The organism is Mitsuaria sp. MSU3D (genome assembly GCF_056867975.1).
This window is the reverse complement of sequence record NZ_CP200314.1, coordinates 5,805,947-5,818,094: the sequence shown is the minus strand read 5'-3', so window position 1 is coordinate 5,818,094 and position 12,148 is coordinate 5,805,947. Positions and strand designations below refer to the sequence as shown.

The 12,148-nt window shown below is 69.4% G+C and carries 9 protein-coding genes; 4 read left to right on the top strand and 5 right to left on the bottom strand.

Annotated features, from left to right (window positions below):
- Positions 1 to 72: 72 nt before the first annotated feature.
- The 3 genes from AC1VNM_RS25655 to AC1VNM_RS25645 all read right to left on the bottom strand — a co-directional run bounded on the left by AC1VNM_RS25655 (position 73) and on the right by AC1VNM_RS25645 (position 3,625).
- A complete protein-coding gene (locus AC1VNM_RS25655; protein WP_483108780.1) occupies positions 73 to 1,302 on the bottom strand; it encodes an MFS transporter in 1,230 nt (409 codons plus the stop codon).
- A 9-nt stretch (positions 1,303 to 1,311) separates the two neighbouring features.
- A complete protein-coding gene (locus AC1VNM_RS25650) occupies positions 1,312 to 2,277 on the bottom strand; it encodes a carbohydrate kinase family protein (RefSeq protein WP_483108779.1) in 966 nt (321 codons plus the stop codon).
- 97 nt (positions 2,278 to 2,374) lie between these two features.
- The gene (locus AC1VNM_RS25645; RefSeq protein ID WP_377157826.1) at positions 2,375 to 3,625 is read right to left on the bottom strand and encodes an ROK family transcriptional regulator; all 1,251 of its coding nucleotides are present in this window, start codon (positions 3,623 to 3,625) and stop codon (positions 2,375 to 2,377) included.
- A 272-nt stretch (positions 3,626 to 3,897) separates the two neighbouring features.
- On the opposite strand from AC1VNM_RS25645, the gene AC1VNM_RS25640 reads away from it, so the two are divergent.
- The 3 genes from AC1VNM_RS25640 (at position 3,898) to AC1VNM_RS25630 (ending at position 9,382) form a co-directional block, all read left to right on the top strand.
- A complete protein-coding gene (locus tag AC1VNM_RS25640; protein WP_483108778.1) occupies positions 3,898 to 5,049 on the top strand; it encodes a hypothetical protein in 1,152 nt (383 codons plus the stop codon).
- Positions 5,050 to 5,053: 4 nt separating this feature from the next.
- Positions 5,054 to 6,931, top strand: a complete 1,878-nt coding sequence (locus AC1VNM_RS25635; RefSeq protein ID WP_483108777.1) for a glycoside hydrolase family 9 protein — start codon at positions 5,054 to 5,056, stop codon at positions 6,929 to 6,931.
- A 162-nt stretch (positions 6,932 to 7,093) separates the two neighbouring features.
- Positions 7,094 to 9,382 (top strand): GAF domain-containing protein, encoded by a 2,289-nt coding sequence (locus tag AC1VNM_RS25630; protein WP_483108776.1) that lies wholly within the window; start codon positions 7,094 to 7,096, stop codon positions 9,380 to 9,382.
- Here the strand turns inward: AC1VNM_RS25630 and AC1VNM_RS25625 are convergent.
- A complete protein-coding gene (locus AC1VNM_RS25625; RefSeq protein ID WP_377157831.1) occupies positions 9,369 to 10,292 on the bottom strand; it encodes a LysR family transcriptional regulator in 924 nt (307 codons plus the stop codon). The two genes, AC1VNM_RS25630 and AC1VNM_RS25625, sit on opposite strands and share 14 nt — an antisense overlap.
- Before the next feature lie 115 nt (positions 10,293 to 10,407).
- Here AC1VNM_RS25625 and AC1VNM_RS25620 point away from each other — a divergent pair, with 115 nt between their 5' ends.
- Positions 10,408 to 11,301, top strand: coding sequence for a hypothetical protein (locus AC1VNM_RS25620; protein WP_483108775.1), 894 nt, complete (start codon positions 10,408 to 10,410; stop codon positions 11,299 to 11,301).
- Here AC1VNM_RS25620 and mmsB read toward each other — a convergent pair.
- Positions 11,234 to 12,139: a 3-hydroxyisobutyrate dehydrogenase gene (gene mmsB / locus AC1VNM_RS25615; RefSeq protein ID WP_483108774.1), complete on the bottom strand. Its 906-nt coding sequence runs from the start codon at positions 12,137 to 12,139 to the stop codon at positions 11,234 to 11,236. The two genes, AC1VNM_RS25620 and mmsB, sit on opposite strands and share 68 nt — an antisense overlap.
- Positions 12,140 to 12,148: the final 9 nt, after the last annotated feature.

Sequence of the window (12,148 nt, the reverse complement as noted above, 5' to 3'; positions counted from 1 at the left end):
AGCCGCCGCCCCGGCGACGGGGCCGTGACGCGGGCTGGAGGGGGGGGCAGAGGGAGGAAGCGGCAGGCGGCGTCAGCGTTCGGGGCTGGGCTTGAACCGGGACAGCAGGCGGGACAGCGGAACGACGTCGTTGGTCACGAGCGGCCGCGCCCAGGCGCTCACCCCCAGGATGTAGAGGAGCGTGAGGAAAACGGTGGACATCGCGGCGCGCAGGCCGATGGCGTCGCCGAGCCCGCCGACCAGCAGCGGCACGACCGCGCCGCCGAGGATGCCGGTGCAGAGCACGCCGGAGAACGCGCCATGGTGGTGGGGCACCGAGTTCAGGCCCAGCGAGAACACCACCGAGAACATCACGGACAGGAAGAAGCCCGAGACCGGGAAGGCGATCTGCGCGACGTGGGCGGAGCCGAAGAGCGCGAGCGCCACGCTGCCGATGGCCAGCATCGTGAAGCCGGCCAGCACGACGCGTGAGTCGAGCAGCTTCAACAGGCCCAGACCCAGCAAACACCCCAGCGACATCAGCCCCCAGAAGCCAGCGACCGCGTCGGCGCCGTCGGTGGTGGCGGACACGCCGTGATAGGTCGAGAGGAACTGCGACATCCAGTTGGCCAGCGTCTGCTCGGTGCCGACGTAGGCCATGATGCCGAGTAAGAAGAGGCGGACATCGCGCCGCGCGAGCAGCTCGCGGTAGGCGGCCCAGCCGCCGGCGCGTTCGTCGTCCTTGAGCTGGACCTCGGGCAGCGGCAGCGTCTGGTTCGCGACGATCAGCGCGATGAAGCCGACGACGAAGATCCAGTAGAACGGCACCCACGCGAGGCCCTTGGCGGCATCCGGACGCTCCATCAGCAGCTGGAAAGCCATCGGGCTCAGGAACGAGGCCAGGCCGAAGACGAGTTGCCCCATCACCGAGAAGAAGGCGAAGTGGGACTCGCCGCCGGCCGTGCGCATCAGCGGATTGATCACGACCTGCAGCAGCGCCATGCCCAGGCCGATCACGAAGAGCCCGCCGATCGCGGTCGCGTAGCTCGGCCACAGCGCGATTGCCAGCGATCCGCCCGCGTTCAGCACGAAGGCCGCGAGGAGCGTGAAGCGCGAGCCGCGGCGCTCCACCAGCAGACCGCCCGGGATCGACACCAGCCCGTAGGCGAGGAAGAACGAGAACGGCAGGAAGCCCGCCAGGCCCAGGCTCAGGTGGAAGTCCTGGATGATGATCGGCATCAAGGGCCCGATCAGGTTGGTGACGAAGGAGATCACGAACCAGATGACCAGGATGTAGCCGACGATCAGCGCGCGGTGCTTCATGGCGGGTCCTCAGGCGAGAACTTGGGAAGGAACGCAGCCGGCGAACTCGCCGGCGCGGATGGTCGTGCGCGGGAAGCGCGACAGGATGGCCCCGGCGGTGCGGCAGCCCGCGGCCAGGCCCTCGGCGACGTCGCCGCCCCGCAGGCGCGCGGCGAGGTAGCCGGCGTTGAACGCATCGCCGGCGCCGATGGTGTCGAAGATGTCGGCGGGCTCGGTGATGCGCTGCACGCGCTGGCCGCCCTCGACACCCAGCGCGCCGCGGGCGCCGACCTTGACGATCAGGCTCGCGCCGGGCTTCAGCGCGCGGCCGATCAAGGTCAGCGCTTCATCGAGGTCCCCGGTGCCGGCGATGCTTTGCGCCTCGAGCTCGTTGATGAGCAGGTGATCGCAGTGCGGCAGCCAGGTCATCACCTCGTCCCGGTCCCAGCCTTCGGGCGGCCAGCCGGTGTCCAGCGCGACGCGGTAGCCGCGGCGTGCGGCCTCGGCCATCAGGCCGGCGTAGCGGGGGCGCAGGCCGGTGAGCAGGAAAGGCGCGGTGAACAGCGCGATCGCCGGCGCCGTTTGCGGCGTCTCCGTCGGCTGCAGGTGCCCGAGCACATGCTCGGCCGACAGGCGCTGCAGGTGGCCGTGCGTGGTGAAGAAGTTGCGCTCGCCGCAGGTGTGCATCAGGCCGACCGAGACGGTGGTCCCGATGTCGCAGATCTCCAGGCTGGTCTCGATGCCGGCGAGCTGCTCCGCCAGCCAGTGACCGAAGTGGTCGTTGCCGACGGCGGAGATCAGGTGCGCGCGCTGTCCGATGTGACGCGCGGCCAGCGCGGCATTGGCGCCGGAGCCGCCGGGGCGCAGCTCGCTGCGCGGCATCAGGAGTTCGGTCCCGACTTGCGGCCACCCGGTCAGGCTGCCCAGCACGAGGTCCACGCCGACGTCGCCGACGATGCTGAGCGGGGGATGCGAAAGAGGTCGTGCCGTGTCCATGGGCGCGACTGTAGGAGCACTCAGAACACAGCGTCAATAATTAAATCCATTGGATTTAAGTAATCAAGGGAATCCCCCAAGGGGCTTTACCCTGTCCCTACCCTCGCTTGGGCATCGGTGCCCGGTGCCCCAGCAGTTCGGCCACGTCGGCCTCGCCGCGGCGGTCCTGCTGCAAGGTCTCCAGGCGCGGCGACAGCATCTCGTAGATCGGCAGCACGGCGGCGCCGAGGATGGAGCTGTCGTCCTGGCGGTCCGACAACAGCAGACGGTTCTCCGGCGTCGCGACGCCACCGCGCACCGAGCGGTGCCAGGGCTGCGCCAGGCCGACCAGATGCTCCACCAGCACCTTGGGCGCCGAGCCGCCGATGACGATCGAGTGCGGGTCCAGCATGTTCTCGATCATGCAGACCGCGTCGCGCAGCCGGTCCGCGGCCTGGCGGCACCACTGGTGCAGCGCCTTGTCCTTCGGATCCTTCAGGCGCTTGGCCAGATCGAGCGTCCAGACGTCGTGGTCCGACACCTTCAGCGCCTCCGCCAGCGAGTGCATGGAGACGTAGCGCTCCAGGCAGCCGCGGTTGCCGCAGTAGCACGGCGTGCCGCCCGGCACGATGGGCACGTGGCCGATCTCGGTGGCGTTGCCGTTCGAACCGGGATACGCGGCGCGGCCGATCACCAGTGCGCCGCCCAGGCCCAAGCCCAGGTGCAGATAGAAGAAGTTGTCCAGGTTGCGGGCGACGCCGAAGAGCGTCTCGCCCAGCGCGCCGGCCACGCTGTCGATCCGGTAGAAGACGGAGAGGCCGGTGACCTCGCCGAGCTCGTCCAGCACGGACAGGTCGTTCCACCCCTCCAGCGCCGTTGGTCCGACGAAGCTGATGTCGGTGTGGCCCAGCGGCCCCGGCAGCGCGACGCCGATGCCCCAGAGCGGCTCGGTCGATTCGCGCCGCAGCTGCGCGACCAGCTGCAGCATCGCGGCCAGCATCTGGCGGCGATCGCTGGTGTCCATGTCCACCTCGCAGCGGCTGCGGATGTCGCCGACCAGGTTCACCAGCGCGGCCGACGCGCGGCCCGGCTCCAGGCTGATCCCGATCGCGTTGCCCGCCTGCGGGTTGAGCTCGAACGCGATCGGCGGCTGGCCGCGCGACTTGTCGACCTTCTGCCGCCTCGAGACGATCAGGCCGATGGCCTCCAGGTCGTTGGTGATGTTGGCCACCGTCTGGGGGCTCAGCGACACCATGTCGGCGATGTCCTTGCGCGACGCCGCGCCGTGCTGCCGGATGAAGTCCAGCACGACACGGCGGTTGTAGGGCGCGCTGGACTGTTGGGTGGCACCTCGACTGGTGGTTCTCATGCTGGCGGGTGGTCCTTCGGGTATCCCCCATTCTGACCCAGCTTCACGACGGCGGCAGGCGGCCAGTCGACAAATGAATTTACACATCCAGTGGTTTTATTTATTGCGCACAAGAAATGTTCCGCCTACATTCGCCGCCCATGGGCTGCAACGACCCACGCCCCCGAGCGCAGGACCGGCTTGGCGAGAGTGGTGGGCAGTGGCTCTCGGGAATCTCTCTCCCGTGGCGCAGGCCACGCCCCCCTACCCCCGTGTTTTCGGAGGCAACCACCATGCAATCTCGTTCCCCCAGCGTCCGCCGCATCGGCGTGCAAGCGGCGCTCACCGTCCTGGCTCTCGTCTGCGGCGCGTCGGCGGCTGTCGCAGCCGGCAAGCCCAAGGCAGCGGCTCAGACGAACGGCCAACCCAGCGTCTACGTGCAGGACGGCTGGGTCTACACCAACACCTTCACGGCCACCGGCCAGCCGCTGGTGACGGCCACCCAGGCGGCCGCGGCGGCGGGCGTCATCCCCGTCGGCGATTCGCGCGTCTACGGCAAGGTCTTCGACAAGGGCCGCAAGCTGACGGTCAACCAGTGGCAGGCCGTGCTCAGCATGGACGCCTATCCGGAGAACGGCACCACCAACTATCAAGACCCGGAACCCTGGCGCTATTGCGAGGTCGATTACGAAGCCTCCGAAGGCATCTCCGACTACCGCGGCGACACGCTCGGCCCGGTGGGCGTGACGACGGTCGGCGACTTCCCGGACTACTTCAAGAACGCCTACGCGCCCTATGTGCTGGGCAAGACCGGCGCGACCAACACGGACATGAAGAACTGGGGCGTCCAGGTCACCGGCATCGCGGCCGCGGACATGAAGGCGGACGACTCGCGCCTGGATCCGTATCCGAACCTGGCCCGGTCCAACTCGAAGAAGCGGGCGGCGCTGACCAAGATCTGCCAGGCGCTGCAGTCGGACTTCGACAACCGCCAGGACAAGTACGTGATGAGCCATTACGCCCACATCGACAGCGACAAGCTGCTGCCGGTGCTGGACGCGCTGAAGAAGCTGGGCTTCACCAGCTTCGGCCAGTACAACCTGGTCGGCCTGGCCTTCCAGGTGCAGGTGAACACGGGATCCATCGGCAGCATCTCGGCGTTCTCCTCGGTGAAGTCGGCGGGCAACTGCGGCAGCATGTCCAACGAGACCTGCTTCGCCACCTACCTGACGGACCAGTACATCCGCTGGCTGAAGTCCTCGAGCCTGGGCGACGATGCGGGCAACTGCTGGCGCGCCAGCATGGCGCTGGACATCTACAAGCAGGATCCGACGATGGGCAACGTCAGCGTGGTGACCAGCATCATCAACAGCAAGTACCCGAACAACTCGGGCAAGTGCCCGACCTCGGGCGTGAAGTGGTCCAAGAACATGGCCTGGAACTGATCCGATGAAGACCGACGCCACCGCTCGCACGGTGTTTTTCCCCCGACGCTCCGCGCTCGCGGTGGCCGCGGTCTTCGCGGTCACCGCGGTCCTCGGGACCGCGGCCTCGGCCGTCCATGCGGCAACGGACGAACGCAAGACGACGGTCTCCGTCGCCTTGCCGACCGATCCGCTGCTGGTGCAGCTGAACCAGGTCGCGCTGGAACGGACCGGCCCCAAGCGCGCGGTCGTCGAGTCGACCGGTGCGGCGCAGGCGGGCCGCTACCGCGTGCTCTCCGGCGGCAAGACCGTCGCCGAGGGCGAGCTCAAGCCGCTGCCGGATTTCTCCGCCTGGGGCGCGGGCAGGCGCTACTTCGAGGCGGACTTCTCCGCCGTGCAGACGCCAGGCGTCTACCGCATCGAGGCGACGCTCGACGGCAGGCGCGTGACGTCCGCGCCGGTGCGGGTGCGCGATCAGGCGCTGTTCTCGATCACCGCGGACAAGCTGCTCGACTACTTCCACCGCAGCCGCCACACCGGCAAGGGCGACCGTCGCATCCGCATCTTCGAGACCGATCGCTTCGTCGACGTCCGCGGCGGATGGAAGGATGCCGGCGGCGATACCGGCAAGTACCTGTCGCACCTCGGCTACGCGAATTTCTTCAACCCGCAGCAGACGTCGATGGCAGCCTGGGCGCTGGCCTACACGGCGGATTCGTCGGCGGACCTGTACCGCCGCGCGGGACTGCTCAAGCGCGCGCAGGACGAAGCCTTCTGGGGCGCGGACTATCTGCACCGCATCCTCGATGCCGAGGGCTATTTCTACACGACGGTCTTCGACAAGTGGGGCGCGGCAGGCGCCGAGCGCATGGTCGTCGGCTACGAAGGCGATGACGGGCGCTACACCAAGCTCTACCGCTCTGCCTACCGCGCCGGCGGCGGCATGGCGATCGCCGCGCTGGCGCGGGCCTCGCTGCTGGCGAAGCAGTCGGGCCGCCACGGCGACTTCGACGGGAAGACCTACCTCGCCGACGCGGTGAAGGCCTTCGACCACCTGCAGCAGTTCAACGCGCAGTACACCGCCAACGGCGTCGAGAACATCATCGACGACTACACCGCGCTGATGGCCGCGGTGGAGTTGTTCAACGCGACGAAGGAAGCGCGCTTCCTCGACGCCGCACGCACACGCGCCGACAGCCTGATGCGGCGCCAGGCGGCCGACGGCAGTTTCATCAGCGACGGCGGCACGCGGCCCTACTACCACGCGGTCGAAGCCGGCCTGCCGGCGCTGAGCCTGGGCCACTACCTGGACATCGAGACCGACGACGCCCGACGCAGCCGCGCCACCACGACGATCAAGTCAGCGCTGCAGCACGAGGTCGACATCACGCGGCGCGTGTCCAACCCCTTCGGCTACGCGCGGCAGTCGTTCCAGCTCGCCAAGGACGGCAAGGCGGAAGGCCCGGTGCTGGAAGGCTTCTTCATCCCGCACAGGAACGAGACCGGCTACTGGTGGCAAGGCGAGAGCGCGCGGCTGCTGTCGCTGAGCACCGCGATGGCGGTGGCGGGCCGCAAGGTCTCACCCGCCCTGCCCGCCGACTGGGCCGCCTTCGCGCAGGACCAGGTCGACTGGACGCTGGGGCGGAACCCCTACGGCATCTCGATGCTCTACGGCTTCGGCAAGCGCAATCCGCCGACGGTGGCGTCGAGCGCGGGCGACATGTTCGCCGGCGGCATCTCCAACGGCATCACCGGCGCGGTCGGCAGCGATACCGGCGAAGGCATCGCCTTCGGCCCCGGTCCCGACGACGAGCAATGGCGCTGGGTGGAGCAGTGGCTTCCGCATACGACGTGGATGCTGCTGGCGGCGACATCGATGGCGCGCCAGCCTGGGTCGCCCTAGGTACCCAGGTCCTTCCTGGCCCTCCGCACTCCGCGCTCCTCAGCCCGCGATCCTCAGCCCGCGATGGCCGACGCGCGACGAGCCGTCGCCATCGGCGTTCTCCGTGCTAACCCCAGCGGCCCGGCTCGCGAGCGAATCAGGCGACGGCGCTAACATCCGCCGATGGGCACGGAACAGCAGTACATCGACGCGATCGGCCGCATGGCCGTCGTGCCGACCATCCTCGACGCCATGGCGCGTCTCACCGGGATGCGTTTCACCGCCGTCGCCCGCGTGACCGACACCACCTGGACGGCGTGCGCCGTACGCGACGAGATCGCCTTCGGGCTCAAGCCCGGGGACGAACTCCAGCTCGTCACGACGATCTGCAACGAGATCCGGCAGCACGGACGCCCCGTCATCTTCGGCAGCGCCAGCACGGACGACCGCTTCCGCGAGCACCCGACGCCCCGGATGTACGGCTTCGAGAGCTACGTCTCGATCCCGATCTTCCGCGCCGACGATTCGTTCTTCGGCACGCTCTGCGCCATCGACCCGCGGCCGGCCAAGCTCGACGATCCCGTGCTGCATCAGACGCTGGAGCTGTTCGCCAAGCTCATCGGCACGCAGCTCGACGCGCAGGACCTGGACGAGCAGCGTCGGACGGCCCTCGCGGCCGCCGCCGATGCCCGCGAACTGCTCGAATGGGAGAACCAGCGCATCACCGCGCTGTTGAGCGAACGCGACCAGGTGGAACGCGTCATCACGCGCGAGCTGAACGACACGCGGCGGCTCCGGGACGTCGCCGCGCGCCTGATCGGCACCGACGGCGGCTCGGCCCTGTATGGCGAGATCCTCGAAGCGGCCATCGAGATCCTCGACGGCGATGCCGGCACCATCCAGCTGCTGGACGAGCGCTCCCAGACCCTGAGCTTCCTGGCCACCCGCGGCTTTCCTCCGGCGATGGTGGCGCACTTCGCCGAGGTCGATGCGTCGTCGGGCTCGCCGTGCGGCATCGCGCTGGCGACCGGCGCGCGGTCCTTCGTGCGCTTCGACGATCCGGCCTTGCCGGACCCGGATGGCTCCAACCGGCTGCATCTGTCGGCCGGCGTGCGAAGCGCCCAATCCACGCCCCTCGTCAGCCGGGCGGGTCGTCCGATCGGCATGTTCTCCACGCACTGGAGCGAGCCGCGCGAGCTCACCGAACGCGAGCTCCGTTTCCTCGACCTGCTGGGCCGTCAGGCCGCCGACCTCATCGAGCGCAACCAGGTGCAGGAAGCCCTGCTGGCAAGCGAGCGCGAGCTGCGCGAGGAAGCCCGCCGCAAGGACGAGTTCATCGCCGTGCTGGCGCACGAGCTGCGCAATCCGCTGGCGCCGATCCGCAGCGGCATCGAGGTGCTCAAGCGCGCCAACGGCGACGCCCGGCTGATCGATCGCGTCCGGCCGATGATGGAGCGGCAGATCGTCCAGGTGGTCCACCTCATCGACGACCTGCTGGACGTCTCGCGGATCCGGTCCGGCAAGGTGCAGCTCAAGCGCGAATGGGTGAGCCTGCGATCGCTGGTGGAGAGCGCGCTCGAGGCGCATCGCGGCCAGATCACGGCAGGCGGCATCGAGCTGCTGGTGGAGCTGGACGATCCGGAACGCCAGCTCGACGTCGATCCGACGCGGCTGTCGCAGGTCATCTCGAACGTGCTCCACAACGCGGTGAAGTTCACCGCCGCCGGCGGCCGGATCGCGATCCGCGCCAGCTTGCAGCCGGCCGCGTCCGGACCCGGCATGGAGCAGGTGCTCCGCATCCAGGACTCCGGGGTCGGCATCGCCGCGGAGATGCTGCCCAACATCTTCGACCTGTTCACGCAGGCGCGTTCCGACAGCTCGCGTCATGGCGGGATGGGCATCGGACTCGCGCTGTCGCGCAGCCTGATGGAACTGCACGGCGGTGCCATCGAGGCCAGCAGCTTGGGCGCCGGCCACGGCAGCGAATTCGTCATCCGCCTGCCCGTGAGTACGCCCGCCGCGCCGCCACCCGCGCCTGGACGCGAGGACGACGACCTCGACCTGGCCGGCCTCCGCGTGCTGGTGGTCGACGACAACCAGGATGCCGCCGACGGCGTCGCGATGCTGCTGACGATGAGCGGCGGCGAGGTCCGCGTGGCCTACGACGCCACCCGCATCGTGGACGACGTGCGGGCGTTCGATCCGGCGCTGGTGCTGCTGGACATCGGCCTGCCGGGCGTCGACGGCTATCAGGCCTGCCGGCACGTCCGCGAGGAGATCGGCCCCGCCGTGCACATCGTGGCCCTGACCGGCTGGGGGCAGGAAGAGGACCAGCGCCGCGCGAAGGCCGCGGGCTTCGATGCGCACCTCACCAAACCGGTGGACCTGGCAAGCCTGGCGCTGATTGCCGCGAGGGCCTCGAAGGCATCGAGCGCTTCGAGTGCCTCCAACACGGCGCTCAGAGCAGACTGACCGCCGGCAGCGTCAGCAGCGAGGTCTCGCGCATGATGCTCACGAAGTCGCCCAGGTAGGGCTTGCTGGCCAGCGAGGTGGTGCTCACCGCATAGAGCCGGCCGGTCAGGCCCGCCTCGCCGATGCGCTGCTGCGCGACGTAGCCGCGGGCGAGGTAGCTCTCGACGGCCCACAGCGGCAGCGCGGCCAGCCCGCGGCCGCTGGCCACCAGTTGCAGCATCGCGACCGTCAGCTCGCTGGTGCGACGCGGCGGCGTCACGCCGGCGGGCTTCAGCACGCGGCGCACGAGGTCCAGCATCTCGTCCGGCACCGGGTAGGTGATCAACGTGTGGTCGGCGAAGTCCGCCGCCTCCAGCCACGGCTTGCCGAGCAAGACATGACCCTTGGGCAGCAGGGCGACGATCTCGAACTCGAAGAGCGGGTGCACGACCACCGCCGCCTCGTCCGCATCCACCTCCGACACGATGGCCACCTCCGCGCGGTCCTGATGCAGCAGCCCCACGGGGTCCGCGTGGAATCCGGACACGATGTCCAGTTCCACCTCCGGCCAGCGGCTGCGGAAGGCGTCCATCGCCGGCATCAGCCAGTCGAAGCAGGTGTGGCACTCCACGGCGATCCGCAGCTGACCCGCGGCACCGGCGGCCAGACGGCGCAGGTCCCGGTCGGCCTCCTCCACCTGCGGCAGCACCAGTTCGGCCAGACGCAGCAGGCGTTGGCCCGCCACGCTGAACTGCACGGGCTGGCTCTTGCGCTCGAACAGCACCGCCTCGTAGTGGTCCTCGAGCCCCTTGAGCTGGTGCGACAGCGCCGACTGCGTGAGGTTGAGCAACTGCGCGGCGCGCGACACGTTCCCGGCCTCCCGCACCGCCAGCAGCGTGCGGAGGTGTCTCAGTTCCAAGGGCAGGTTCATGAATGAAATTGTTGATCGACTGAAAAACGTTTCGTTTGAATCATAACGAGCGAGCCGGGATCATCCGCATCGAGATTCACCCCGGACGCTTCAGATGATCAGGATTCATGACCCCATGCGATGGCTCGGCCAGGCGCCGACGGCGCCTGCGTCGCGCGCGGCCGTGTGGCGGGCGCAGCAGGCCAAGGGGCGGGACTTCGTGACGGTGGGCGCACGGCCTGGCGTCGATGCGGTGACGCAGATGCTGTCGCTGGTCGGCGTCCCCTCCGCGGAGTTCGACAGCGCCACGACCTTCCAGCTGGACGCCGGCGCGCTGCTGGCGGAGATCGATGAAGCCATCGCCCTCCCCGCCAGCCCCTGCGTGGCCCTGCTCGGGCCGGTGAGTCTGCTGTTCCTCGGGACGAACGGGGAAGACGCATTCGACCGCCTCGGCCTGCTGGACCGACTGCTCCCCGTCTATGAAGCGCTGCTGACGAAGCTCGCGGCGCGCGGCGTGACCTGGGTGCAGATCGACGAGCCGATGCTCGCTGAAGCGCTTCAACCGACGTGGCAAGACGCGCTGCGGCGCGCCTACGCGCGGCTGCTCGGCGTCGATCAGCATCTGATGCTCACGACCGGCGCCGCGCTGCTGCCGGGCAACCTGGCGCTCGCCTGCGAACTGCCGGTGGCCGGCCTGCACATCAATGCGCCGATCGATTCCGATGAGTTGAAGGAAGCGGCACTGCGACTGCCGCGCGAGCGGGAGCTGTCGGTGCGGGTCGACGGCCCGGACCATGGCGGCACGCGGGCCTTGGCGTCGCTGCGCGCCTTGCGTCAGCTGCGCGGCGGCCGGGTCTGGCTGGCCGGTGAGCTGGAGTGGAACGCCCGCGAGGGAGCCGGCGCCCCCGACGAACTGGTCGCCCTGCAGCGCGCGCTGTGGCGCGACGATGCGGCGCTGGCGCTCACGGCGTCGTCAGCAGCTGCTGCACGCTCGAGAAGTCCAGGCCTCCCCGCCCAGCGCGGCTGTTGAGCGCATAGAGATTGCGCGCGAGCTCACCGAGCGGCACGGCCGCGCCGACCTGCAGCGCGGCCTCGACCGCCAGGCCGAGGTCCTTGAGCATCAGGTCGCTGCCGAAACCGCCGCTGTAGCCGCGCGACGCGGGCGCATCGGGCTTCACGCCGGGCCAGGGGTTGCAGACCTCGGTGGCCCAGCTGCGCCCGGTGCTGACGGCCATCATCGCGGACAGCGCCTGCGGATCCAGTCCGTGGGACACGCCGAGCGCCAGCGCCTCGCCGGTCACCGCCATGATCACGCCGAGCGCCATGTTGTTGCACAACTTGGCCACCTGACCGGCGCCCGAGGCGCCCATGTGGAAGATGTTCCGACCCATCGCGGCGAGCACCGGCCGGGCGCGCTCCAACGCGGCCGCCTCTCCGCCGACGATGAAGGTCAGCGTGCCCGCCGCCGCACCCGCGGTGCCGCCGGACACCGGCGCATCGATCATGGCCAGGCCACGCGCCCGCGCGGCTTCGGCGACGCGCTGCGCGCTCGCCGGGGCGATGGTGCTGCAGTCGATGACCAAGGCGCCGGTGGCGATGCGGGCGATCAGGCCGTCGTCGCCGAGGAACAGCGACTCGACGTGCCTGCTGGCCGGCAGCATCGAGATCACCACCGACGCGCCCTCCACGGCCGCGGCCGCCGAAGGGGCGACGGTGACCCCCGCTGCGCGCGCGGCGGTCAGGGCGGCTTCGCTCAGATCGAAAGCCGCGACCGGGTAGCCGTTCTTCACGAGGTTCGCCGCCATCGGTCCGCCCATGTGGCCGAGGCCGATGAAGGCGATGCGTTCAGCAGTCGTCGCGTTGCTCATGGTCTTGTC

Coding starts and splice junctions, on each gene's coding strand:
- AC1VNM_RS25650 (WP_483108779.1), bottom strand. CDS start 2,277: ATGGACACGGCACGACCTCTTTCGCATCCCCCGCTCAGCATCGTCGGC.
- AC1VNM_RS25620 (WP_483108775.1), top strand. CDS start 10,408: ATGCGATGGCTCGGCCAGGCGCCGACGGCGCCTGCGTCGCGCGCGGCC.
- AC1VNM_RS25655 (WP_483108780.1), bottom strand. CDS start 1,302: ATGAAGCACCGCGCGCTGATCGTCGGCTACATCCTGGTCATCTGGTTC.
- AC1VNM_RS25640 (WP_483108778.1), top strand. CDS start 3,898: ATGCAATCTCGTTCCCCCAGCGTCCGCCGCATCGGCGTGCAAGCGGCG.
- AC1VNM_RS25625 (WP_377157831.1), bottom strand. CDS start 10,292: ATGAACCTGCCCTTGGAACTGAGACACCTCCGCACGCTGCTGGCGGTG.
- AC1VNM_RS25635 (WP_483108777.1), top strand. CDS start 5,054: ATGAAGACCGACGCCACCGCTCGCACGGTGTTTTTCCCCCGACGCTCC.
- AC1VNM_RS25630 (WP_483108776.1), top strand. CDS start 7,094: ATGGGCACGGAACAGCAGTACATCGACGCGATCGGCCGCATGGCCGTC.
- mmsB (WP_483108774.1), bottom strand. CDS start 12,139: ATGAGCAACGCGACGACTGCTGAACGCATCGCCTTCATCGGCCTCGGC.
- AC1VNM_RS25645 (WP_377157826.1), bottom strand. CDS start 3,625: ATGAGAACCACCAGTCGAGGTGCCACCCAACAGTCCAGCGCGCCCTAC.